This is a genomic window from Algoriphagus marinus, from assembly GCF_001936475.1.
GTDB lineage: Bacteria > Bacteroidota > Bacteroidia > Cytophagales > Cyclobacteriaceae > Algoriphagus > Algoriphagus marinus.
In genome coordinates this window covers 1-25,975 of sequence record NZ_MSPQ01000007.1, presented here as the reverse complement: position 1 = coordinate 25,975, position 25,975 = coordinate 1, and the positions used below count along the sequence as shown (strand labels likewise).

At 39.4% G+C, this 25,975-nt stretch carries 20 protein-coding genes; 5 read left to right on the top strand and 15 right to left on the bottom strand.

Going from position 1 to position 25,975, the window contains the following annotated elements; all coding sequences use genetic code 11:
- Genes BVC88_RS12195 through BVC88_RS12185 form a run of 3 tightly spaced genes read right to left on the bottom strand, consistent with a single transcriptional unit; the run spans nt 1 to nt 3,015 of the window.
- A complete protein-coding gene (locus tag BVC88_RS12195) occupies nt 1-1,029 on the bottom strand; it encodes a phosphotransferase family protein (protein ID WP_075350983.1) in 1,029 nt (342 codons plus the stop codon).
- Between the two features lie 2 nt (nt 1,030-1,031).
- A complete protein-coding gene (locus BVC88_RS12190) occupies nt 1,032-2,243 on the bottom strand; it encodes an acyl-CoA dehydrogenase family protein (protein ID WP_075350982.1) in 1,212 nt (403 codons plus the stop codon).
- A 4-nt stretch (nt 2,244-2,247) separates the two neighbouring features.
- A complete protein-coding gene (locus tag BVC88_RS12185) occupies nt 2,248-3,015 on the bottom strand; it encodes an SDR family NAD(P)-dependent oxidoreductase (RefSeq protein ID WP_075350981.1) in 768 nt (255 codons plus the stop codon).
- Between the two features lie 213 nt (nt 3,016-3,228).
- Between BVC88_RS12185 and BVC88_RS12180 the strand changes: the two genes are divergently transcribed.
- On the top strand, nt 3,229-4,197 hold the full coding sequence (locus BVC88_RS12180; RefSeq protein ID WP_075350980.1) for a zinc-dependent alcohol dehydrogenase family protein: 969 nt from the start codon (nt 3,229-3,231) through the stop codon (nt 4,195-4,197).
- Between the two features lie 141 nt (nt 4,198-4,338).
- Nucleotides 4,339-4,761 carry a hypothetical protein gene (locus BVC88_RS12175; protein WP_075350979.1) on the top strand — a complete coding sequence of 141 codons (423 nt, stop codon included), beginning with the start codon at nt 4,339-4,341 and terminating at the stop codon, nt 4,759-4,761.
- A gap of 129 nt (nt 4,762-4,890) precedes the next feature.
- Here the strand turns inward: BVC88_RS12175 and trpS are convergent, their stop codons facing one another.
- On the bottom strand, nt 4,891-5,865 hold the full coding sequence (gene trpS / locus BVC88_RS12170; RefSeq protein ID WP_075350978.1) for a tryptophan--tRNA ligase: 975 nt from the start codon (nt 5,863-5,865) through the stop codon (nt 4,891-4,893).
- A gap of 70 nt (nt 5,866-5,935) precedes the next feature.
- Here trpS and BVC88_RS12165 point away from each other — a divergent pair, with 70 nt between their 5' ends.
- Both BVC88_RS12165 and BVC88_RS12160 read left to right on the top strand, forming a co-directional pair.
- Entirely contained in the window at nt 5,936-7,027 is a 1,092-nt protein-coding gene (locus tag BVC88_RS12165) for a DUF1573 domain-containing protein (protein ID WP_075350977.1), read from the top strand.
- 46 nt (nt 7,028-7,073) lie between these two features.
- On the top strand, nt 7,074-12,485 hold the full coding sequence (locus BVC88_RS12160; protein WP_075350976.1) for a T9SS type A sorting domain-containing protein: 5,412 nt from the start codon (nt 7,074-7,076) through the stop codon (nt 12,483-12,485).
- A gap of 69 nt (nt 12,486-12,554) precedes the next feature.
- On the opposite strand, the gene BVC88_RS12155 is transcribed toward BVC88_RS12160, so the two are convergent.
- Entirely contained in the window at nt 12,555-13,760 is a 1,206-nt protein-coding gene (locus BVC88_RS12155) for an acyl-CoA dehydrogenase family protein (RefSeq protein ID WP_075350975.1), read from the bottom strand.
- A gap of 119 nt (nt 13,761-13,879) precedes the next feature.
- Between BVC88_RS12155 and BVC88_RS12150 the strand changes: the two genes are divergently transcribed.
- On the top strand, nt 13,880-14,839 hold the full coding sequence (locus BVC88_RS12150; RefSeq protein WP_075350974.1) for a tryptophan 2,3-dioxygenase family protein: 960 nt from the start codon (nt 13,880-13,882) through the stop codon (nt 14,837-14,839).
- Nucleotides 14,840-14,858: 19 nt separating this feature from the next.
- Here BVC88_RS12150 and BVC88_RS12145 read toward each other — a convergent pair whose 3' ends face one another.
- From BVC88_RS12145 to BVC88_RS12100, 10 genes are all read right to left on the bottom strand, one after another.
- Nucleotides 14,859-16,460 carry an amidohydrolase family protein gene (locus BVC88_RS12145; protein ID WP_139316566.1) on the bottom strand — a complete coding sequence of 534 codons (1,602 nt, stop codon included), beginning with the start codon at nt 16,458-16,460 and terminating at the stop codon, nt 14,859-14,861.
- 524 nt (nt 16,461-16,984) lie between these two features.
- Nucleotides 16,985-17,752, bottom strand: coding sequence for an ABC transporter permease subunit (locus BVC88_RS12140; protein ID WP_075350972.1), 768 nt, complete (start codon nt 17,750-17,752; stop codon nt 16,985-16,987).
- The gene (locus BVC88_RS12135; RefSeq protein WP_075350971.1) at nt 17,745-18,488 is read right to left on the bottom strand and encodes an ABC transporter ATP-binding protein; all 744 of its coding nucleotides are present in this window, start codon (nt 18,486-18,488) and stop codon (nt 17,745-17,747) included. Before BVC88_RS12135 ends, BVC88_RS12140 begins: the two co-directional genes overlap by 8 nt.
- Nucleotides 18,463-19,713: a nitrous oxide reductase family maturation protein NosD gene (locus BVC88_RS12130; protein WP_075350970.1), complete on the bottom strand. Its 1,251-nt coding sequence runs from the start codon at nt 19,711-19,713 to the stop codon at nt 18,463-18,465. Before BVC88_RS12130 ends, BVC88_RS12135 begins: the two co-directional genes overlap by 26 nt.
- 75 nt (nt 19,714-19,788) lie before the next feature.
- The gene (locus tag BVC88_RS12125; RefSeq protein WP_089153084.1) at nt 19,789-20,229 is read right to left on the bottom strand and encodes a nitrous oxide reductase accessory protein NosL; all 441 of its coding nucleotides are present in this window, start codon (nt 20,227-20,229) and stop codon (nt 19,789-19,791) included.
- 11 nt (nt 20,230-20,240) lie between these two features.
- Complete coding sequence (locus BVC88_RS12120) at nt 20,241-20,831, bottom strand: hypothetical protein (RefSeq protein ID WP_075350969.1); 591 nt, start codon at nt 20,829-20,831, stop codon at nt 20,241-20,243.
- 56 nt (nt 20,832-20,887) lie between these two features.
- Nucleotides 20,888-22,846, bottom strand: a complete 1,959-nt coding sequence (nosZ, locus tag BVC88_RS12115; RefSeq protein ID WP_075350968.1) for a Sec-dependent nitrous-oxide reductase — start codon at nt 22,844-22,846, stop codon at nt 20,888-20,890.
- 12 nt (nt 22,847-22,858) lie between these two features.
- The gene (locus BVC88_RS12110; protein WP_075350967.1) at nt 22,859-24,637 is read right to left on the bottom strand and encodes a c-type cytochrome; all 1,779 of its coding nucleotides are present in this window, start codon (nt 24,635-24,637) and stop codon (nt 22,859-22,861) included.
- A gap of 8 nt (nt 24,638-24,645) precedes the next feature.
- Entirely contained in the window at nt 24,646-25,362 is a 717-nt protein-coding gene (gene ric / locus BVC88_RS12105; protein WP_075350966.1) for an iron-sulfur cluster repair di-iron protein, read from the bottom strand.
- Between the two features lie 11 nt (nt 25,363-25,373).
- Nucleotides 25,374-25,805 carry an RrF2 family transcriptional regulator gene (locus BVC88_RS12100; protein WP_075350965.1) on the bottom strand — a complete coding sequence of 144 codons (432 nt, stop codon included), beginning with the start codon at nt 25,803-25,805 and terminating at the stop codon, nt 25,374-25,376.
- Nucleotides 25,806-25,975: the final 170 nt, after the last annotated feature.

The window sequence follows — 25,975 nt, the reverse complement described above, 5'->3', positions numbered from 1 at the left end:
TTAAATTTTTTGAGTTTCTAAACTTTTAATTGCCTTTTTCCCTGATGCCTCAACCACATGTATCAATCCTCCAAATCGGGGGTCGCTTGCATTGCCTTGCTTGAATCTTTTATAAATCTGCTGTGCAATCACGGCTACTTTCACGATTCCGAAAATGTAATAAAATAGCATTTCACTCATATCTAGCTTGCTATTTTGGCCGTAATATTGAATCACTTCTGACCGAGTCATATTTCCAGGAAGATGAGAGATGTTAAAGAGTTTCAGGGCTTCAGGATCTGATGACTCACACCAATAGGCTAAGGTAGTTCCCAAGTCCATTAGAGGATCTCCCACAGTAGCCATTTCCCAATCCAAAACAGCCTTTATCTCTTTGATGTTTTCTGGATTGAGGACGAGGTTATCGTATTTGAAATCATTGTGAATGAATCCGGTATTTTTATTTATTGGGATTTCTGACTGGAGCCACTCGATCGCCCGCTCCAGTTCAGGAAGTTCATCGGTCTTCGCCCGGAAATACCGTTCACTCCAACCATCGACTTGTCTTTGCACATAGCCAGCAGGTTTTCCCAAGTTGATTAGACCTGAATTTACTAGTTCAAGTTGATGCAATTCAAGGAGACAATCGATAGCTGATTGAGAAAGAGAATGAAATTCCTCCGGTGATATGGATATGCCTTGAGGAATCTTATTTCTTAGGATGAATCCATCGACATGTTCCATGACAAAAAATGGCGCTTCAAAAATATCCGAATCTTCACAAAACAATACTGGTTTTGGAGCTTTTGGGTATCCTGCTTTCTGAAGAGCTTGTAGAACACTGACCTCTCTGCCCATATCATGAGCTTTGCTTATTTTTTCTCCAAATGGGGCTCTACGAATGACAAAGGTTTTTTCAGGAGTCTGAAATTTAAATGTAAGATTAGAGTAACCTCCTTTGAATTGTGTGATTCCGGAAACATCTCCCTTAACATCCAATTTTTGATTCAGGTAGTTTACTAAGTTTTTGAAATCTAATGATCCAGACATAATTACTTTTTGTGGGGTAAATAAGACTTCAAGATGCTTCGAGCTAGTGAAGCCTTATGAACCTCATCTGGTCCATCATAGATTCTTGCACCACGCTCATGCCGATACCAAAATGAAAGCAAGGTGTCATCCGTGATCCCAAGTGCTCCGTGCACCTGAATGGCCCGATCAATGACTTTCATCAGGACGTCAGCTACGAAAAATTTGATTGTAGAAATATCTTCTCTTACTGCTTTAGCGCCTTTCAACTGCATTTGTTGCGCAGTGTCCATCACCATCAAACGACTGGCTTTGATTTCAGCTCGGCTTTCAGCAATCCAATTTTGGATGGTCTGTTTTTCAGCAAGTGGCTTTCCTAGATCCAATTCACGAGATAAAGCTCTTTTACACATCATATCAAATGCGCGCTCACAGATTCCAATCCATCTCATACAGTGGTGGATCCTTCCTGGTCCCAATCGCTCCTGTGCCAAAGCAAAACCCTGTCCTTCCTCCCCAATCAAATTCTCAATTGGCACAATGCAATCTTCAAATTTGACTTCTGCATGAGATAGGTAATCTTCACCGGCTTCCCCCATGATAGGGATATTTCTTACAAAGCGATACCCTGGAGAATCAAGAGGAACGATTATCATACTGGCGCGCTGATATTTTGACTCTGCCTCTGGATTAGTAACCGCCATGACGATTGTAAATGCTGCACCATCTGCTGCGGTGGTAAACCATTTATGACCATTGATACGATAATGATTGCCTTCCCGGACGGCGGTGGTTCCCATGTTTACCGGATTACTCCCTGCAAATGAAGGTTCTGTCATCGCAAAGCAGCTCCTGATTTTTCCTTGTTGAAGTGGCTTTAGAAATTTTTCCTTTTGAAGATTTGAACCAAAAAGATGCAACAATTCCATGTTTCCGATGTCGGGAGCGTTGCAATTGAATACGTAATGTCCAAGTGGACTATGACCTAAAATTTCTGAGACTTGAGCAAATTGAACCAAATTCAAACCTAATCCACCTTCTTCAGGCGAAAGGTGAGGAGCGAAAAGTCCCTTTGATTTGGCTTTTTCACGTAGCTCATTCAGATAGGGTAAATATTCCCGAAATGGCCCTTGGACTATTGCAAGATCCTTTGGGAATAAATAAGTTTTGACAAAATCCCTATAGCGATCTAGCAAAACTGATAGATCTCCGGTGAAATTATTTTGGGTTTGCATGTTATTAGATTGTAAATCCTCCGTCGGCAGTGAACACCGCCCCAGTAGAATAAGATGATGCCGTAGAGGCTAGAAAAAGTGCCATGGCGCCGATTTCTTCACTCGTGCCAGATCGCTTGATAGATAATTGCTTCATTAACATGGACATGATTTTTTCATTAGACCATAGGGCTTCCGAGAATTTGGTTTCAATCAATCCTGGACAAATAACATTAACCCTGATTTTTGATTCTCCCCATTCCTTTGCAAATACTTTTGTTAAAGAGATTAATGCAGCCTTACTAACTGAGTAGATTCCAAGACCCTGCTCCGGTGAGATTCCACCAATGGAGCTGATATTGATGACTGAGGCCGAGGAGGACTTCCTTAAATGCGGAAAACAAAGTCTGCAAAGTTCAAATGGAGCTTTTAGATTGACGTCCATGATTTTATCAAAAGCCTCTAGACTTGTCTCATGGATAGGTCCAAATACAGGATTAGAGGCGGCATTATTGACTAAAATATCCAACTGACCGTAGGTTGCAATGGTTTTTTCTACCAAAAGTGGAAGTTCTTCCATATTTCCCACATTACATGCGATTCCAGTAGCTTCATAGCCTTTTGATTTCAGTTGATTTGCCATTTCATCAAGCGTATCTTGCTTGCGACTACTCAGAACCACTTTTGCGCCAGCAGCAGCAAATATCTCTGCAATGCTAAATCCGATTCCTTTACTGGCACCGGTAATCAGTGCTACTTTTCCATCCAGAGAAAAAACTGAAGATAAATCCATAATTCGAAGGTTTTATTAAGTACTCAAGATATAAAAAAATAGAAAAGAGACAGGGCAAAACAGAATATATCGATAGTTTTAACAAGAATTTAATCTGAAAAAACTAAAACTATATAAACCCATGAAATCGAGCATGACTCAAAAGTCACACACTAGGGTGATTATGCTGGAAGCGAGATTCCATATGACCTTTAAAAATCAAATTATAATCGTATGAAAGAGGTAATTTTTGAAACATGTGGAATGCCACTGGAAGTATTGAAACTAGTCGAAAGCGAAATCCCTGAACCAAAAGCACATGAGGTTCAAATCAAAGTAGTCGCAAGAAATATCAATCCTTCTGATATTATGTTTGTTCGAGGGATGTATGGCATCACACCTAAGTTACCAAGCAGTGCTGGTTTTGAGGCGAGTGGTGTGGTCACTAAATCTGATGAAGCAGGCAAAGTCCCCGTAGGGACTCGAGTGATGTTTACTGCTATCGGAACCTGGCGGGAATATCTTTGTATTCCTGCAAGCTTGGTGATTCCGGTCCCTCAAGGTATGTCTGATGAAATTGCATGTCAGGCTTTTGTCAATCCCATGACAGCTTTTGGAATGATTGAGAAAAGTGGACTGAAATCAGGTGATTGGCTTTTAATCACAGCTGGAGCTTCAGCTTTTGGAAAATTTGCAATTCAAATGGCTAAGGCAAAAGGAATTATGGTTGCATGTACTGTACGTCATGATTCTCAAAAGGATTACTTAAAGGAATTGGGAGCTGATCTGGTCATTAATACTGAAAAAGAGAAACTCCAAAAATTGATTGCTGAGCATACTGGAGAAGGTGTTTCTGTGGTTTTTGATGCGGTTGGAGGTGTTTTGGGAGCCAAAGCTTTAGCATCCTTGAAAGCTGGAGGTAGAATGATGGTTTTTGGATTGCTCAGTCTGGAAAATATCCCTTTAAATAGTGGTCTTTTGATTTTTAAAAATATTACTGTAGAAGGGTTTTGGCTATCTACGTGGATGGAAAGCATGTCAGATTCCGAACGGAAAACAGCTTTTAAATCTGTTTTTGGATTTTTACTAGCATCTGATTCTAAGGTGGATGTAGGAGAGACCTTTCCGCTGGAGAAATTTAAAGAAGCAATAGTAGCTTACGAAACTCAAGGAAGAAACGGAAAGATTTTACTAGTAAGTTGATCGTTTTGCCTATCCGATTTAATGGTTTCAAAAGCCAGTTTTCAAACAAAGAATTTACATTGAAGACCAGATTTATCTAAAATTATTCTTTGAAAACAGAGGGATTGCCCATCTTTGCAATCCGAATTAAAAAAAATACGAATGGACTGGAATACGCTTGACAAAGCCCTCACAGAGATTGTAGAAAAAAGAAACCAACTGGCGGCCATGGATTATAGCCATGAAAGCTATGATGATTTAGAAGAGGAAATTCATGATTTGGAAGATGATTTCAATGAAAAATATGAGGATGTTCTTGAGGATCAGTTGGAGAAAATTCAGGAAAAATTGAAGTCTGATACGGATGTGTTGCTTCCTACTGCTTATGTTGCCAACGTCTACAAGCCATTGCTACCAGATGCAAACGGAATCGTGAGTTATGAAGTTAGCGGACATCAAGGTGTACCTATAGAGTCGGAGCAGTTTGATAAGCAGGATGTACGAATTGTATTGATTCCAAATCCCGCACGATTTGTGATGCTTATTAATGGCAGACAGTTAAAAGATCTTTGGAGAAGTAGATAAGAACTAGCCCATAATCAATAAAAAAACCCAGTGAATAGCTGGGTTTTTTTGTGGAGTTTCAGATTTGAAGACTTCTGTGAGAGACAGGCAAAGGGCGAAGCATAAATCAAACGATGAATAATATCATATTTATGCGAATCCCAATTTTTCTCTTACTTTTTGTAGCAATACCATTCCAGTTGCTTTTGCTTTCTCTTCACCTGCAGCAAGTTTTCGTTCTATTTCTTCTGGATTATTCATAAAGAAATCAAATGCTTTTCGCTCTTCAGCATACTTTTCAAGAATCAGTTCCATAAATTCCTTTTTAGCATGTCCGTATCCATAGTTACCTCCTTCGTAATTCTTGCGCATTTGTGCAGTTTGATCTGAGGAGGCGATTAGGCTATAAAGTTTGAATACATTGCAAGTATCTGGATCTTTGGGTTCCTCTAATTCTTTGCTGTCAGTGATAATACTGTTTACATTTTTCTTAAGGGCTTTTTCCGGAAGGAAAATATCGATGTAGTTATTGTAAGACTTACTCATCTTTTGCCCATCTGTACCAGGAATGGTTTTTACATCTTCAGAAATTCGGGGTTCGGGTAGGGTTAGGATTTCTTCGCCTATTTGATGATTGAATGCAGATGCTATGTCTCGGCACATTTCCAAGTGCTGCAATTGATCTTTTCCGACAGGTACCAAATCGGCCGAATACAGCAAAATATCCGCTGACATCAATACCGGGTAGGTGAATAAACCGGCATTGACATCTGAGAGTCGTTCTGATTTGTCCTTGAAACTGTGCGCATTGGCAAGCATGGGAAAAGGAGTGAAGCAACTCAAATACCAAGTCAATTCCGCGACTTCAGGTCTTCTGGATTGGCGGTAAAAAACCGTCTTTTCGATATCCAAACCAAAAGCCAACCATGCGGCGGCAACTGCCAAGGTATTTTGCTTTCGAAGCGCTCCATCTTTGGAACTCGTCAAGGAATGGAAATCGGCAATAAAGATGAAAGACTCCTCGTTGTTTTGCTTGATCAATTCAATTGCCGGGACGATCGCTCCTAGGATATTTCCCAAGTGAGGTCTCCCGCTACTTTGAATGCCTGTAAGTACTCTTGCCATTGGTCTAATTTTGGCGCAAAATAAGTAAATCAGGCTACAAAACGGTTGAAATTATGTGTTAATTGCGAGCATGTTCAGAATTCAAAAAGCAATCTTTCTATTTCTTTTATTTTCCTTTTCTGCGCAAATTATTCACGCTCAGGAAACTGTAATCCCCAGATTGATCTGGAAAGTCAACAAAGTAGACCTAGGAAGTGTCCTGGAAGAAGAAGGCGCCAAGATTGCTGAGTTTGAATTTACACATACTCAAGATTCTCTTTTTTACATCGACGAAGTGATCACTGATTGTGGTTGTACAACTGTAGATTATTCTAAAGATACGCTGGATGTAGGCGGAACTGGGAAACTTCTAGTTTCTTTTGATCCAAGTTCCACTGCTGGATTTTTCTCCCGAATGATAGTAGTAAAAGGCAATCTTATAGGAAGTCAAGATACTTTATATATTGAGGGGACCTCGATTCCTTTCCCAGAAAACCCGGCTCTTACCTACCCCCGTAAAGAAGGAACTCTGGGGTTCCGATTACCTAAAGTAAACCTAGGTGAGGTTTTGACAAATATCCCAAAAGTGAAGCAAGTGGAGGTTTATAATTTTGGTTCAGAACCAATACAGCGGAAGGATTTAATCTATAATGGTCCCGAGTACATAAAGGTTTTTCAACAAGAAGAGATGATCTATCCCAATCAGCGTGGCTTATTGGACGTGGTCTATGATGCTGTGATTAAGAAAGAATTGGGATTCTCGGAAGATCAAGTGCTTCTTACCTGGGCAGGAGAAAAAGCTGCCCGTTTGGACGTTATTGCTAATGTGTTTGAGTATTTTCCACCACTTTCAAAGGATCAATTGAATCAAGTTCCACAGCTTTCCATTTCTCCAACTGAAATTGATTTGAAAGAAATCAGTGCAAATTCCATTCAAAATAAATCAGTGACTTTGACCAACAAAGGGAGGGAAGTACTTGAAATTCGCAAGATTCAAGGGAATTGTAATTGTTTAGTTTTGGAAATATCCAAGACAAGTATCAATCCCGGAGAGTCTGTGGATTTAAAAATTACTTTTGACCCGAAAGGAAGAAAAGGGATTGATCAGCGGAATATCTACATTTTCAGTACAGATCCATTAAATTCTGTTCAATTGTTAGTACTGAAAAGCAGAATAGAGTAACTTCATTTTTGTACATTTGATTAAACAGGACTCTAAATCTGATTTTATGAAAAGATTCCTTTTTCTCTCTCTTCTTTTAGCCGCTGGGTTGTTTTTTAGTGGAGCTAGCTATTTTGAGGTTAATCCTTACAGAGTCTATCCGTATCTGCAAGTCTATGATCAGGGGAAAATCCAATTAACCTGGTTTGGCAACACCTTAGCATCAAGTGAGATTATTATTAAAAATCCATCAGGTGAGGTTATTTTTTCGAAAAATGTCAACGGAGAAGAAGTTCCGGAGATTTTTTATACCGATGCGGAGAAGAATCAAACTATTTCAGGTTTAGAAAAAGGGTCTTGGCTTCAGTCAGATCAAGCTTTTCGTTATCAAGTGCAAATGACTTTGCCCCCGGGTATAAACGTGTCCTATCGGGTTTCTTTAGGGGGATCAGTATTCGAGTCATCTTTTAAGACACCTAAAAGTAAAACCGACTGGGATAAGATCCGATTTGTAGCTCTGGCAGATTCTGAAACTGAACCAAGAGGAAGGGTTACAAATCGTGAGTGGTATCCAGGTATGCCACTAATTCGACCATTTGCTATTCCTCAGCTGTGGAAGGATAAGTTTGGTTTTACTACACTTGAAGGCTTTGAGATTCCTAATTACATGCTTACCGAGCAAAAGGGCTATGCTGAAAACCTGAAAATTATTAATTCCAGGGATATTGACTTTATGGTCATGCCAGGAGATTTAGTTCAAGGTGGAGGATATCAGCCAGGCTGGGATGAGTTTTTCCGACATAATGCCGGGGAGTTTGATAAGGGATTTAGCACCTATCCTGTGATTCCTTCTTTTGGGAATTGGGAAAATTTTGGTGCGATAAATGGTGGCTATGGCGATATGCCTGGAGGTCAATTTGCACCGGTTGTAGCCAGAAATAGATACCAAGCTTACTTCAAAACTCCAGTCAGCGATCCTCTTCAAAAACATGGTCAGAGTTATTATCGATCTGACTATGGGCCAATCACCATTTTGACTGTAGACTCTAGCAATGGAACTCCTGATCAATTGGCATCTGATTTTGATGGAGTGACAAAGTTGAAGGGAAAAGAGTTTACCGTACCTGGGACAGATACTCAGGAGAATTATACGGAGGCAACTTATAAGGCTAGAGGAGGAAATGACCTTAGCAGTTTTGGTCCTGGATCAGATCAATATGCTTGGCTGGAAGCAAATCTTAAGGATGCAAAAGAGTCAGGACAGCTGATTTTTATACAATACCATCATATCGCATTTAGCTCAGGAGAACATGGAGTTCCTTTAAACCATGAATTGAGTGTGGGACAAGTTGGCACGCCAATGCAGATATTAAATCCCCTTTTTGAGGAATATGAAGTTGTGGCAGTGTTCTCTGGCCATGATGAGATTTTTGAACGAAGTTTCGTCGATCAAGACAATGATGGAAAAGGGGTGGTGTATTATGATGTGGGTGTAGCGGGTGATGGAATACGAGCTGTTAAACGGGATTGGAAAAATAATCCTCTAAATACGCTTGATTACAATCCTTATTCGAAATGGACTGCAGATCAAAACTCCGTAGAACAATGGAATACATCCGGCTCTAATCCGATTCTGACTGATGGCGGAAAGCACTATGGCCACTTGGAAGTGAATGTTGTAAAAGTAATGCAGGATGGAAAACCATTTGCAAGAATTGACTTTACACCTGTTTATGCTTTTCCGGTTTTGGATCAAAACTATAATCTCCAGCGTGTTGAACGCAGGGTTTATCCTGATGAAACGAGCTTATTGGTAGCTCTTAATCAAGCCGAATTTGTGCCTGTGGTAAAGGATTCCGTTTCCTTGTTTTTAGATGAAGGGGGAAATGCTGTTCTGACTCCTGAAGACTTTTTGGAAGAACAGCCTGTTGATCCATTTACTTACACATCTTCAGTCGGATTTGATTTTAGCTGCTCGAATATCGGTGAAAATGAGGTGATCATTACTTCAAAAAACACTCAAACAGGAGAGGAATGGACCGAGTCAACAAAAGTCTGGGTGTTTGATAAAATCCCTCCATATTTTGATGCTGGAAATGCAACTCTCCTTTTTGATCCGGTGGCGGGGAAAGTTTCTTTTGATTTGATTGATTTTTATGTAGTGGATTTTAGAGACAATTGTTCTGAAGTTTTGGGCTTCAATCTAAGTAGGAATGAAGTGACTTGCGCTGATATTTATCAGGATCCAAACGCACCTGTTTGGGAGTTCCCTGTTGAGATTACCGCAACTGATCAATCAGGAAATACATCCTCCAAAACGGTTAATGTTACTATAGGAAATATAATAGAATCAAAGAAGGTTTCAATTACCTCCACTGGGCCTTTGGAAGAGGGTGGAACAACCAATTTAGTATTGGGGGATGAGCTGGATTATACTGTGTTAGGTTGGGAGCCTGTTTTCAAAATTGTAAGTCAATCAGGAAATGAAGCGACTATTTCTGAACCGGGATATTATAGAGCAAGATTAATGCTTTCTGCAGGTTGCCCTGTTTTCACTGAGCAGTTTGTATTTGGAGAGCTTACTGAGGATTACAATCAGGATATTGTTTTGTATTTAGATGAATCCGGAGTTGCGGAGCTTTCTCCGGAAGATGTTTTGATTAGCGATAATCCAGAGATTCTAAGTAACCTAATCCTGAGTCAATCCAAGTTTACCTGCGAAGATTTGGGTTCCAACGATGTGAAAGTTACTCAAGGTCAATTAATTGATGACCCCACCAATCCGGGGAGGTTCGAAGATTGGATAAAAGTGATTGTGAAAGATGAGCTACCTCCAGTTTTAACTACTAAAATCCCAAGCCTATCTTTTGATTTGGTAAAAGGAGAGTTGGAGCTTAATCCTGAGGATTTTGTTGAATCGCTCACCGACAATTGTGGCCTATCTGATTTATATCTGAATAAGACTAACGTTACTTGTTCAGATTATGACTCACCAATCGAACTGATTTTAACTGCGACTGATAATTCCGGGAATATCACTTCAGAATCGATTACGATTAATGTTACTCCTTTTGAGTCCCAAAAGATTTCAATCAATCCTTCCGGTAATTTCCAAGGTTTTATTGGAGAACCTATTGAAATCAAATTAGGAGATGAATTTGGGTTTAATTTGGAAAGCTGGCTTAAAGATGGTGTTCCGATCGAAGGAGCTAATGAGAAAGCTATTTTGGTAACCGACCCAGGAACCTATTGGGCGAAAATTATTCCTGATGGTGGATGCAGTGTCTTAACCGAAAAAGTTACGATTACATTTTCTGACCTCCCATTTGGGGAAGTCAAAGAATTTGTTGAGCTACCGCTCGATGAATCTGGGAAAGCCTCTCTCAAGCCGGAAAATGTATTTATATCCTGGCCTCCAGCTGATCCTAATCTGGATATCAAACTAAGTCAATCTGAATTTGCCTGCTCGGATATTGGAGAAAAACAGATTACGATCACTATCAAAAATCTATCTGGTCAAACTTGGGAGGAAAAGACGATTGTCAAAGTTCAGGACAATCTTAAACCAGTTTTAACTCCTAAAGCCTTCAATGCAGATTTTGATGTCACTGTTGGAAGTTTGGTACTTAAGCCTGAAGATTTTATAGCTGAATTGACTGACAATTGTGGTGTAAAGGAAGTTACAATAGATAAAACTACTGCCACATGTGACGATTTAGGAAAAGAGATTCCGATTTCGATCAAGGCGCTGGATGCCTCAGGAAATGTGGTGGAAGCTGTGGCTATCCTTACTTTAAACAGAATTGAAACCCAAAAAGTAAGCATATCAGGTGATTCCGAATTCTGCGAAGGAAGCAAAGGACTCCTGACTTTAAATTCTGAAGCTCAATTTGAAGTTATCAAGTGGCGAAGAAATGGGCTTGAAATTGTCGGGGCAAAAGAGAAGACGCTGGAAATCGAAGTAGGTGGAAGCTATGATGCAGTCATTCGTTACTCAGGAGCTTGTGTGTCCGAAACCAATTCCTTTGTTGTTGAAATCAATGCACTGCCTACCGGTGAAATCAGTAGAGAAGACAAACTTTTAACCGCTCCGACCGCCAATAGCTATCAATGGTATCGAAATGGAGAAAAAATCTCCGATGCCATTACTAAAACATATCAAGTCACACAAGAGGGAGAGTATACTGTGGAAATCACTAATGCTGCCGGCTGTAAAGCCAAGTTGGGTAGCGTGACGTTTACCGCAGACGACTTTAATCAGACAGTTTTTCCACCAATTAAGTCAAGTGTTATTCTCGAATTGAATCAAGAAGGCAATGCTACTTTAAAGGCTGAAAATCTTTTTGAAACTTGGCCATTGTCCGATCCAAGTATTACTGTATCTATAGCCAAAACTGATTTCTCCTGTGTTAATCTTGGCGAAAATTCAGTGAAAGTCACATTAACTGATTCAAAAAATCAGACCAATGCCAAGGATGTTTTAGTGATAGTGAAAGATAATTTACCTCCAGTTTTCAATTCTAAATCAATTGAATTAGAGCTTGATATTAGTATTGGGAAATTTGAATTGAATCCTCAACTCTTTTATACTGACCTAATTGATAATTGTGGAGTTAAAGAGATCAGCATTAATCGAATGTCTATTACATGTGAAGACCTTGGAAAGGTTATTCCAATTGAAGTTAGAGTAGTTGATAACTCAGGAAATGTGACGGAGAAGATTTCTCAACTTACTGTTAAAGCTAAAAATTCAGCTCCGGTTGTTATTTCTGGTCCAGTGGAGTTTTGTGCTGGTTCTGCATCTGAATTGACGCTAAATTCTACGGCAGCTTTTGAAGTGCTTCGTTGGCGAAGAAATGGGGTCGAAATAGTTGGGCAAAATGGTAAAGTATTGACGATTGAAGTTGGTGGAATTTACGATGCGGTTATTCGCTATCAAGGAGCTTGCCTTGCTGAAACTGCGAAATATGAGGTCAAGGTAAATCCAATTCCTACAGGAGAAATCAAGCCAGATGGAAACAAATTGGTCGCGCCGGAAGGAGATTTCACTTACCAGTGGTACCTGAATGAAGCTCCGATACCATCAGCTACAGGGCGGATTCTAACCTTGTTTGAAATGGGTATTTATACGGTCGAGTTGACAAATTCTTCAGGGTGTAAAGCGAAACTTTTGCCTGTAGAAGTCACTATTGCTGGAATTTTAAGGCAAAATCCAATTCTTTCCGAAGAGCTGAAAATTTATCCTAATCCAGCCGATGATCAGGTGGAACTTGAAATTAAATCTGATCAATCTATAGATGTGAAATCACTTAAGATTTACAGCATGGAAGGAAAAGAAGTCACAAGCACCGTCATGATATCAAAGTCGCTCAACAAGAATTTCCAACTTGATATCTCTGGTATAGCCGCAGGAACCTATATGGTGATGCTAGAGGGAGAGGATCGAAAAGTATTTATCAGAAGATTTATAAAAAGGTAAAACCTGGTTTTATGCAACAAAAAAGCCTCAAAGAATTTTCTTTGAGGCTTTTGAATTTATGTTTTCTGCTTATTTAAAAGCTTGTAATCCGGTTATCTCCTGACCAAGAATTAATAAGTGGATATCATGAGTTCCTTCATAAGTAAGTACAGATTCCAGATTCATCATATGTCGCATTAGCGGATATTCGCCGGTGATCCCCATACCCCCATGGATTTGTCTTGCTTCTCTAGCAATATTTAGTGCCATTTCCACATTGTTTCTTTTGGCCATTGAAATGTGGACGGTTTTAGCTGTTCCTTCATTCATCATTTTACCAACCTTCCAGGCCAAAAGTTGCGCTTTGGTGATTTCAGTTAACATTTCTGCCAGCTTCTTTTGAGTCAACTGAAAGCCTGCAATGGGCTTTCCAAACTGGATTCGCTCTGCGGCATATTTACGCGCAGATTCATAGCAATCCATCGCTGCCCCGATTGCTCCCCAAGCGATTCCAAATCGTGCAGAATCCAAACACATCATTGGCGCACCTAACCCTGATTTGCCTGGAAGAAGATTTTCTTTTGGAACCTTCACATTATCAAAAACAAGTTCACCAGTACAGGAAGCCCGAAGGGACCACTTGCCATGGGTCTCCGGAGTAGAAAAACCCTCCATACCCCGCTCCACAATTAAACCATGGATTCTACCTTCCTCATTCTTAGCCCATACCACTGCAATATCAGCTTTTGGAGAATTGGAAATCCACATTTTGGCTCCGTTAAGAAGGTAATGGTCGCCCATATCCTTGAAATTGGTTACCATTCCGCTTGGGTTAGAACCATGATCTGGCTCAGTCAATCCAAAGCATCCTAAAAACTCACCTGAGGCAAGCTTCGGTAAGTATTTCTTTCGCTGCTCTTCTGAGCCAAATTTATAAATTGGATACATTACTAGAGATCCTTGAACAGAAGCCGTAGATCGCATACCTGAATCACCTCGCTCAATCTCCTGCATGATCAGGCCATAAGCAATGTAGTCCAATCCACCACCTCCGTATTCGGCAGGAATTTGTGGGCCGAATGCGCCAACGTCACCAAATTTCTTTACAATATCATAAGGGAAATATGCCTTCTGTGCCCAATCTTCGATGTAAGGTGAAATCTCCCTTTTTACAAAGTCTCGAATTGAGCCTCTGATTAATTTATGCTCTTCGGTTAGCAAATCGTCTATATCCAGAAAATCCACTCCTTCGAATGTATCCTGCTTTTGAGATTTATGGATTGCAGTTGCTTCCATGATATTTTGGTTTATTAGAATGAATCAATGACTTTTGTATTGAAGAAAAGCCACTTTTGATAACTCGAAGTAAATAGATCGAAGGTTAAAAAACTACCTTTTTCCCTAAAAAAGAACCCATGCATGAATCCCAGTTTGACCCCAAAATTCTTGATAAAATCCACCAACTTGAAGAGAAGTTCAAAGCCTCAGGACAGGATATGCTTTCTTACCTGGAGGGATTGCTTTATGCCGACTATCTGACCTACTGGGAATACATTAATTTGGATGTATTACTTTCGCTACAGCAGCCAAAAACAAGTTTTAAGGATGAGAAAATTTTCATCATCTACCATCAGATTACTGAGTTGTATTTCAAACTGATTATCTCCGAAATGGAGCAGATATCAGACAGTGATCCGATTACAGAGGAATTTTTCAAACAGCGGATGGAGCGAATTTTAATGTATTTTGATCATTTGATCTCCTCTTTTGCGATGATGTGGAAAGGAATGGAGCGAGAGCAATTTCTGAAATTCAGAATGTCTCTTCTTCCATCAAGTGGCTTCCAGAGTGCTCAATATCGTGAGATCGAATTGATGGCGGCAGATGCTTTTCATTTGGTCACCTTATCCAAAAGATCGGAGTTTGACTATCACTCTCCAGCGGATGATATTTTTGAACACTTGTACTGGCAGCAAGGAGCAATTGAATTGGCCTCCGGTCAAAAGACGCTCACACTTAAAAATTTCGAAATAAAGTACGGTAAAAAACTAATCGAGATTATTGAAAATTACCGACGAAAAAACCTTTGGCAAAAATACATTGATTTGGATAAGCCTTCTGAGGAGATGACCGAACTCATGAAGCAATTTGATCTGAAGGCAAATGTCTTTTGGCCTTTGGCTCATTACAAATCTGCCGTACGTTACCTCCAGAAAGACCCTGTAGATATTGCGGCGACAGGAGGTACCAACTGGCAGAAATACCTTCCTCCACGTTTTCAAAAAGTGATTTTCTTTCCAGAACTTTGGTCTGAAAAGGAGCAAGATGAGTGGGGCAAAGGATGGGTAGTAAAAGAGATCTTCGGAGAAGACTGATTTATTCTAAAGAATATTATTAGGGTATTGGGAAATTTCTCACTGCAAATGCTTCAGCATTATTAAAACAAAAATCATCCACCAGTTTTTCGCAATCTTCTCGACTTTGGAGATGCTCCAAATATTTGGTGTTTGATTTCTTGCGCGCCTGATCAATTTCAAAAACCAAATTATTGGCGAAGATTTCAAACTCCAAGGCTGTTGGATAGAAATCAGTAGGATCAATTAATCCCTCAAAGTCAGTTCCGATTGTCATCGATTTCCAGATTTGGAATTTTTGATCCTCTGAGAGATTTTTATTGGAATAGACACCTTTGACGATTCCTTCGATATTTTCCCAAAGTAGCTGGATTCCATTTCTAGGCGAATCTTTGTCCTTTTTTGTGATCCCAAGGATTCGCTGATCGAAAGAGAGACCAAAGATTCCACCGGTTTTTAGTATTACTTCAATGTCTTCATCGCATACATTTATATTCCATGCGTTAAATTTATTAGTCTTTGGATCAGTGTAATCGTCCTTTTCCAAATCATAATTGTTGATCAGATCTTGAAGCTTTTCAATTCCTGAATAGCCGCAATGTGAAGCAATCACAGGAATTTGATCGCCATTCATCAAGCAGGGTAGAACTATTTCTTCATAATAATCTTTCCTGGATTGCGCACTCATGTGCTTGACATCTAACAGGATTCTATATCCAAATTTAGGGTCTCGCTCTAAATTTTTGTTTAATCCCAATAATTCTCGAGCTATTCTTCTTCCTTTTTCATTGAATCCCTTATTGAGATTTCTGGATTGATTGAGAAGTATTTTTCCTTTATCTGGAATCGAATGTGCGTGTCCACATAGCCTGTTGTTGAAGTGATGTGCAAAAGTGATGAAGAAAACCGGTGCCTCCCATTCCTCTTTGAGGTACTTGACCCTTCGGGAAAGCTCGGCAACAGTGGCTCTGTCGCTACCCAAAGAATGAGCTCCCTCAATGGTCAGGATCATGGTGATTTCTTTATCATCCTTTAAGGACTTGATGAGTTCATCTCTGGTTTTTGGAATAAAATATCTTGCTCTCTCTGCGATTAATTCTTTTTTAAATGCTTTGGATCGTTTGAACTCATTTTCAAAAATCCTTCGAATCACACCTGAAGTGTGAATTTCATTTTTTTTGATGGTCACCCCAGAATCGATCAACACAAAATCTTTTTCATGCTGAAGTGACTCCCAATAGTCATAATCAATAGACTGAAAATGATCTACTGCCACTTTTGGAATCCGCATATAAAAAACCTGAATTAAATCCCGTAGTGGAAGGTGATGAGATGTTGTTGTACCAATTAAAATATGGAGTAGGTCTGTGGTATTCAATTTATCCAAACCCCTGACAAACTGCCGCTCAAGTGGGTAAAGTGAATTAAAAGTCAGTCTTACATTTCCATTCCATGCTTTTACTAAATCAGCCTGGGAGTAAGCTGCTCCCATTTTTCCTTTGAGATATCCTTTTCGGTTGGATGCAATGACTGTCCAAGGTGTGAATTCCCCTTTTCTTTCAAACTTCTTTCGTTTTTGTTGCATGTGAAAATGCGCTCGCATGTGATTGTGGCAATGGAGATCTGAAAATTTTCTGGCCATAACGAATTGAGTAAAAATGTAAGTTTGAAAAATCGCTTTAAGTTATATTGAACTTGAGTCAAAATCATTCATGATTTTGTGCAAATGAAGATTAAGAAAAAATAATTTGAAAAATAAATCAGTGAAAACCAAATGACTAAAAATGAATTTTTAAAGAATCCAGAATTATGTTTTCGTTTATAAAACCATAATTTTCAAAAAAAAGCAATGCAAATTCCATCAATCTCATGCATTTTGAGCATAGCTTTTTTTATGAAATAAATTAAACTCAAAATCAGTATAAAGATGTCTAACAAAAGAGAATGGGTGGAGCTAAAATTGAATGATCATATGTTTTTCTTCAAACCATAATCCATGAAAGTTTTGGTTTTTTAAGCGAAAGACCGTTTTAAAAAGTTTATTCTAAGAAGCTAAAGAATACATTGGTCATCCGCCTTTTATTATTAATCAAAGTCATATAGGTAGATAAAAACAACAGCCTCGATATTAATCGAGGCTGTTTTCATAAATCTGATTTAATTTTTCTAGAAGTCCTTTTTCGCAAAGCGTCTCATTGAAAAATAGGCAGGAATTGCCATCCAAAGGATAAGAATGCCTGAAGAGATGACAATTCCTTTAATGTTGCCGAAAAAATCAGCAAAGAAAGCCCCTGTATATCCCATCAAAGCAGAAATATCGAGCTGCATCAACATGATAATTCTACCTAGATCAACTGGGTTTAGAAAAGTCAAGGCAAGTGTGACTTTTTCTAAAGGATAGTCTGCAAAACTGTAAATCATATATAATACCAGACCGTCGTAAATCAAGGAAAAATAGATCCAAATTGAAAGGCTTATTCCTATTGCTTTGGCTTTGTCACGGGTGCTAACCGAAGCTAAAAATGCCATTGAAGCGAATACAATACTGAGGCTGATTCCGATCCCCAATAAAGTCAAAACAGTCATATCGGAACCCCATATCAACATCGGAACTCCGAATCCCAAAATTAAAGCTAGGCTCAAAACAACTACTACGGCAATAATTTGGCTAAGAAAGACATGACTACGCTTGACGGGCTGAGCGAGCATTAGCTCTGTAAACTCCAGGTTGTTGAAGAAATGGGTAGTCGCAAATATTGCTGAGATCAAAGGCACGATCATAAGCATGATATTCAGGAGGCTGAGTGATACTTTACTCATATCTTCTGAAACTTGATAGACAGCGATGGCTACCAAGAGCATAAACAAGGTGTATAGAATCGCAAATCGCGATTGAATAATGTCGTATAGCGCGTATTTGAGGAGCTTAAGCATGATTAAGAATTTTTAAGTCAGGATTTTTTTTTAAAGACCACTCCATCAGGCTTGCAATAGCAGCCGAAAATCGCTCTTTACCAGTAATCTCCTTAAGTTCTGCAATGCTGTCATTGAAAACAACTTTGCCTTCATGGATGTAAATAGCATGATTAGTGAGCTCTTCGAGTTCGCTCAGAATATGCGAGGTAATGATTACTAGTTTTCCGGATTCTCGAGTTTGCATGATCTTGGTTTTTAGAATTTCCACTGAAATAGGGTCCAAACCTGCTGTGGGTTCATCTAGGATCAGGATTTCAGGTCTAAAAAGAAATGCCAAGGCAGCACTTACTTTTTGTCTAGTACCTCCGCTTAGGGTATGCATTGCTTTATCCATAATCATATTCAAGCCAAAAGCTTCAATCAATTCCTCGTCATAATCCTTCTGGGTAGGTCTCATATCCTTCATCATGGCAAAGAGTTGCTTCATTTTGATGTTTTCTGGATATCGACCTATCTGGGGCATATACCCAATTAGCGATCGATAGGATTCTGATTGACTGATTGGTTTGTCCTTGACCCAAACCTCTCCTTGGGTAGGAATGACCATCCCAAGAATTATTTTTATCAGAGTTGTCTTCCCACTGCCATTTGGACCCATTAGGGCATAACTTTTTCCAGATTTAAATTCCAGATTGAAGTCCTCTAAAACTTTGAGTTTTCCGAAATTTTTATGGATGTGTTGTATTGAGATCATTTGGTTTCATTTTTGGTGAATTATCAATCATATTTTCAGGTGTGATAGAAGGCATTACCTTCTCCATCCTATCAAGGAGAGTGACCATAAAACTTCTCCAGAGGATTACAGCAGTAGGGATTTTTTCAACTATGACACTGAATAAGCTAATTGGTCTGTAAGGAACATCCCCGATACGATCTTTATTGAGGTCATAGCCTTCATATTTATCCCAATAGTTTCCTATTAATTCATTTAAGACGACAGATCCATTGGTACTGATATCAAAAGTATTGTTGATGAAATTGTTGTTTTCAAATGTGTTCTGATCACAGCTGGCCATGAGTTTTAGTGCCCATCCATTTTGGGTAAAAAGATTACCGGTAAACTCAGATCGGCTACAGCCTTCCATGTATATCCCGATTGTATTGTCTTGGAACTTATTGCCGATTATTTGGGAGTCTGAGATGTCTTTTAGAAGGATTCCGTAGGAACTAGAACCTTCACTTTGCTCAAAGATATTTTCCTTCATCAGCACGTTTTTGGTGTACATTACTGCTACACCAGCCCCATTTGCTTTAAACCTATTCTTTATATATGAATTGTCGTGGGCAAACATAAAGTGCAGGCCATACCTCATGTTGTTTTCAATAGTATTATTTATCACCTCCGTGTCAGTGGTAAATTCAAGGTAAATACCATCTCGATGACCCTTAACATAGTTGTTTTCGATGAGATTTTCTTTGCACTTCCATAGATGAATGCCGTTGCCTGTTTCGAATTCCCGATCAGCAGTTGAGATAAGCCGATTATTACGGATAGTGAGATGCGATGAGTTAGAAAAGTGCAGTCCAAAAAAGGTATCTAAGAGTTCATTTCCCTCAATTGTACAATAGCTGGAATCAAAGAATTTAATGGCAGCAGAATCATCTGTGTTAGATCTACCAGTATTGATAAATCGGAATCCATTTACAGTAATATTCTTCCCTGCAATCAGAATAATATTTCCTTTATCCTGCCCGTCAAGAGTAGGCATTCCTTCTCCAATAAGGGTAATTGACTTCCTTATGATTAATTCATTGACCGTATAGTCTCCTTTGCTTACAATTACAGTATCTCCTGCATTTGCCTGCTCCACTGCATTAGGGATCGAGCCGCCTGCTTTGACACGGATGGATTTACCAAAGGAGGTAAATGATACAATCATCCAAAAAAAGAGAAGAAGATAAGGGTTAAAGAGTTTCATGTTGACTGATTTTTTTGTGACAGGCAATTGATTAAAATTTTCTTTTAAATAAGGAATTGACTGTCATTTTGAACATTATTTGAATTGAGTGACCAATTCTCCCCATGCTAAATAGACGCCTCCTGAGGTTTTTTTGAAACTCTTTAAGCTGTCATAGTGACTGAAAGCGATGACTTGGCTATTCATTGGGGTGCGAAACTCTTCAGACTTAAGGTAAAAGGATGTAGTAGCCTCAAGGAGACTTCCGGAGTTTTGATAATCGACTACCAAAATATGTTTTAAATCCGCTAATTCAGTCTCAGTATTTTCGAGAAATGAAATAAGGCAGTTGGTATCATCAAAAACAAAAATTTTCCCTTTTTCAGTGACTACTTCAGCGCCAAATTTAGGGTCTACAAGCATCATTTTACAGTGATGACAAAGATCTTCACCAAATGCTATTGGTCTAGGATCAGTGGAACAAGAAGCTAGAATAGTAAGGAGAAATAAGAAAGTGAAAAGGGTTTTGATTTTCATGATTTTGGAATTTAAGTGAGTGCAGTTTTTTTTCGATTAGATCGCCAATCAAAGAAAATTGCAAGAATGGTTAATAAAGCTGAGCCCATAAGAATCCATCCTCCTACATCTGGACCGGAATAAGCTAGGAAATTAAGAAGTTCTTTATATCCGATTAAGGGAGGTTGGTAAGCCATACCTGGGACTTTAATGGCTGCAGTTGAATTCAAGTTGTGACCATAATCATATCCCCACAGGTGCATGTCTATTATGACCCCAATTCCTAAAAAAGTAATCAATAGAAAATAACCATGAAGAAGGAATTTTTTCCCAGTCAAAGCTGCTATAAATCCTACAGCTATAATAAAACCAAAAACATATATCAGGTAACTAAACTCCGGGAACATTTCTTCTCCTATATGCTTCATTCCAATGTAATGATTGACACCATTGATAATATTGACATCTCCTGAAAGTTGATCAATCCAGATTTTCATATTGAGCCCTTCTGGGTATTGTGGTGCCCAAAGACTGATTTGCCATAGTGGAGTGAAATAGGCGGAAATCATCAAAGCCGCAGCTAAAAAAACCAATATTCGATTTCCTTTTGAAATAGTTTTCATAATCATTGATTTTGTAGAAAATACCCGCCGACAATTTTTGTCGGCGGGATAGGAGTTTATTCTCCTGTGGTAAAAGTGAGTGGGAGGTTACTTCCTTTAGGAGATACTCGGACATAACCTTGCATCTCTTGGTGAAGTGCAGAGCAGAAGTCAGTACAATAGAATGGGAAAATTCCAGGTCTGTTTGGTATCCACTTTAATGTTGCTGTTTCTCCTGGCATCACAAGAAGTTCGGCTGTATTAGCATTTTTGATAGCCAAGCCATGCGGTACGTCCCAATCCTGCTCCAAGTTTGTCATGTGGAAGAATACCTCATTGCCTACTTCTACACCTTCAATATTATCAGGTCGGAAGTTGGATCGGATGGAAGTAAGGTAAATGTGAATTTCATTTCCTTTCTTTTCCACTCTCGCATCAGCGATACCTTTCAAGGCTGCTGGGTGATTATTTTCTTCCAAAGGATAGAATTTCACCTGACGATCTTTTATCAAACTTGCAGGGAATGATTCTGCATAGTGCGGTTCCCCTATGGTCGGGAAATCAAGCAAAAGCTGCATTTTATCTCCTGTGATATCATAAAGCTGAGCGGAGTGCGCTAGTTCAGGGCCAGTTGGTAGATAGCGATCTTTGGTGATCTTGTTATAAGCAACCATATATTTGCCATGAGGCTTGCCAGTAGGGCCGCCAGGAATGCTTAAGTGACCTACAGAATAGAAAGTAGGAACTCTATCCAAAACCTGAAGTGTTTCAATATTCCATTTAACAATTTCAGAAGAAACGAACATGGAAGTATAAGCATTTCCTTTTCCATCAAACTCTGTGTGCAATGGTCCTAATCCTGGCTTTTGAACTTCACCATGGAGAACAGACTCATATTTCAAAATAGGCATGCCATCGATATTTCCTTCAAAATCCTGCTTTTGGATTGCAGCTAGCATTTTGGTAAAGGAGAATACCGGAATAATTGCTGCAAGCTTACCACTACCGATGATGTACTCACCTGTTGGATCTGTATCAGTGCCGTGTGGTGACTTTGGACAAGGGATGAAATAGACGATATCCTTTAAGATCTTTGGATCCAATACCAATACTTCTTCTAATATTTTGGACTCAGCCATGTGAGTTGATTCGTTCCATTTGTTATGGGCATATCTTGCTGGGCGTTTTTCGCCCTCTCCAGCTTTAACATATTCTTCAGCTTTCTTCCAATTTACGGCCATGATGAAGTCCTTATCTTTTTGGGAGGCGTTTACTTCCAAAAGGGTGTGAGCCATTTCTGTGTTGTAAGTAGAAAAGAAGAACCAGCCATGAGATTTGTTCTTACCTGCACGAGCTAAGTCAAAATTGAAAGGTGGTGCCTCAATCTGGAAACTTAGATTCATATCACCAGTTTCTTGATTTACACCGATGAAACTGATGAAGCCTTTGAAATTTTCCTTATAACTGGCAATTGGAACATCACGTTTTGCGTCACTTCCAGTTGGAACAGAGAATCGGGTTCCTGCTACTACATACTCCGTATTCTCCGTAATGAAAGGGGAGGAGTGGTTTCCTGCAGAATTAGGGATCTCGATAATCTCCACAGTTTTGAAGCTGGTCAAGTCAACTCTTGCAATTCGGGGAGTATTGTTTCCGTTTCCAAATGCCCATCTAGCATCATGTTCAGCCTTTGTTTGAGAAATTGCGATGTGGTGAAGATCGTCCCAAGGCACAAATCCATTAGAGGTATTCAACATTGGTTTTGACTCTTCAGAGAAACCATAGCCATTTTCAGGATTCACAGAGAATACTGGAAGAATTTTCAATACCCTTCCTGAAGGTAATCCCACTACGGACATTTGTCCATTAAATCCACCTGAGACGATGTTGTAAAACTCATCATGCTCACCCGGAGCCACATAAACTTTGCTGGCAGCGTCACCGGCGATGGCACTTTCTGCTGTCTTAGGCTTACAGCCTGGATTTAGGGCTAGAGCTGCTACAGCTCCGACAACCAAAATAAATTGTTTTTTCATATCTAAATTGTTTTATAAGGAACCGTCTTTTTCACCGGATTTTTCTAGGTCATTTTTTCTCAAAAACTCCAAAATGTCGCGTGCATCACCAACAGAAATATTTTGATTCGGCATCCGGGTAAGACATTCCTCTAATAGTGCTTGTGCAACTGGATCCTCATCAAGCATCACCTCCACGTTTGTGATCATATTCATGATCCATTCAGGCTTCCTTCTGTTGGTTACACCTTGAAAGCCAGGCCCTACGAGTCTTTTGTCATTAAATTGATGGCAAGCAGTACATTTCATATCCATAATTGCTTTGCCTTTTTCTGCCATTCCGTCGTCGATTCCTTCTGAAATAGCAACGTCTTTTATTTCTCCGATTCCTTTAGGATCTGCGGCCTTAGGAGCTGCGGCTTCAGTTGAACTTGGGGCTGTAGTGCTGGAGGATCCATCACCGCCCCCACAAGAGGCAAATAGTAGCAAAGTTGCTCCTACAGCCAGAGTTAGGGACTTTTTCATTGTCTGGTTTGATTTAAGTATTGAATTGATTTTAAAGGTTGATTGAATGTTGAAAATTTGGGCGATCGTAATCAATGAAAGACCAATTGGTAATAATGTGGAGGCTAGAAAGAGCAGGGGGTAAAAACTAGGGATAAATCCAGCTTTCAACCAAAGCAAAGTGCCTTGTCCGAAAAGGAGAAGTTCTGTTAAAAAAAAGCCTGCTAAAAGGACCATCCAGCCAATCTTGGCAAGGAATGAATTTGAAAACAATCCTTTTTGAAGTAGAGCTGAGCTTATGGTGAATGTCATTGCTCCCAACATGATGAGGTGAATGAACCCAATCACGTACATTCTAATCGTGTAGGCGATCACTGCCACAGGAGTAAAGATCAATACTGATTGGATCAGGGCTTTAGCAAAGAGGAAAATGATCCCAAGGAGTAAAAGTCCTTCTATCCAAGTTTTATTCTTTTCAGATAGGAGATCCTTCCAAACTGGCCGAAGAATCCTGAGGTAGGCTAGTAATTGTAGGACTACGGCTAAAGCATTGATATATAATAGGCCGGGTATTGGAGTGCTCCAAGAAACTGCAAGACTAAAGCTTAAAAATAAACTTCCATGAAGAATAGCCCAGTACCAATTGCTCAGGCTGAGCAATTTTCCTTTTTGAGCCAAACGAAAAGCTAAAATGCTGAAGATTGCATAAACAAACCAACCATTCAACTGGAAATGAAGAAACCATTGGATGGAGATGAAAAACATTGGATGCAACCTTCCCATCAATGATCCTACCGGTCCGATTGCCAATAAACCCAAGCTGGAAACAACCATCCATAGCACGCTACATGCAGCTAATTGTATGGCATCGGAACTTGGCTCTTTGCGGATGTCTTTCCAAAACTTGAAGGCAAAAGCAAAGCTCACAAACAAGTGCAGGGTTGAGGCTGCAATACTATAGGTGCCATAGCCTTGGACTGGAAAGGAGAGTACCATTCCAATATTGGCTAGGATGGCCAATACAACTAGTGGATAATAACTTTTTTGTTTCTGTTGATCGGGAACAAAGAAATAAACAAGTGCCGCTGAAGTAGTTAAATAACCCCACCCTAAAAGAGCCACATGTGAATGAGTGTGCAGCAAATTTTTGTAATCGATGTAAGCAGGCAGTTCACCGACCGTAAAATATCTCATCGCCAGCCCGAAAAGTGCAGCAACTAAAAAGAATCCCAAACTCCAGCCTAACCATATTTGGAAAAGGCTGGATCCAGAATTATCCTTTTTAAGGAAAGGCGGGCTGATAGACATATTATTGATTAGTTCAATTCGTGGTAAAGCGTAGTAGCTCTTGGAAAAAGGACATTATTCTCTAGATGAATATGGGTGTGTAGGTCCTCAACAAATTCCCTGAGCATTGCATAGGCTACTTGATAGGTTTGGCAACCATCTTCAGGAGGAGTGTAATTGTTTGTGATTTTAGCAAGTTCATTGAACCGGTCTCCTTCTTTTTCGTGCTCTTCCTCCATCATGTGGATCGGGTTTTCGATATCACCAAAGTGAGGTGCGGATAGTGGAAAATGTTTTTGCTTAGCCATTTCCATTGCTTTTACATAGGGGAAAAGAATGAATTCTTCCTTTTTCATATGAGAAGTCAAAGCATCGGATGCTTCGAAAAACATCTGTTTTACTTGATGTAATTCGGGGTGTCGGTCACCATGTACTGATTCAATTTTCTGTAAATAGGCTTTTAACGGCCCTAAAGTTCGATCTACATAAGAGTGGTGTGTGCTTACGATGTGATCAATGATTTGAGTAAGACTCAAATGCTGCTCTATCAAAGGATCTTGGTGCTGATTCGCCTCTAGGAGTTCTTCAAGTAATTTTTTTGAATCTATTTCCTTGTTTTCACATGCTTTTTCAATGGTAAGCCCACCTCCACAACAGAAATCAATACCGTACTTTGAAAAAACAGCAGCAGTTTGGAAATTTTCTGCAACCACCTGACCTACTTTTTTATCTATTAATTCACACATGATATGTTTGATTATAGTTTTAGAAAAGATTTTCCTGACTGTATGCTTCCAGCTAAATCATTGAGACTAGTGGACCATAGCATTCCGTATAAATGGTCTCGTATTGCTTTAAATTTGAAATGAAGTCCGCAAGGATGGCTTTCAGTACATTCCTCCATTCCAAGTGCACAGCCAGTGAAAATTATTTCTCCATCAATTGCTGTAATTATTTCTCCGACAAATACTTCATTAGATGGCTTCCTAATTGAAAACCCTCCATTAGGACCTTTTGTGGATTTCAATAAATTCCGTTTGACTAACTCCTGAAGAATCTTTGCTGTAAATGGCTCAGGGCTAGCGGTAGCTGATGCAATTGCTTTCATACTTACGCTTGCCTTTTCTTCCGGTAATGTGGCCAGGTAGATCATAGCATTTATAGCGTGTTTGCAGGCTTTAGAAAACATCTGTTTTTCGATTTATTATGTAAACATAAAAATAAAAAATAATAAAAGACAAAAATATCCTTTAATATTTTTTTATAAATGATTCAAAGCAAAATTTCTCAATATTAGAATCAGGAGTGGGGATAATATTGAAGAGGAAGTGGCAAACTACCTCGAATAAAAAAAAATAA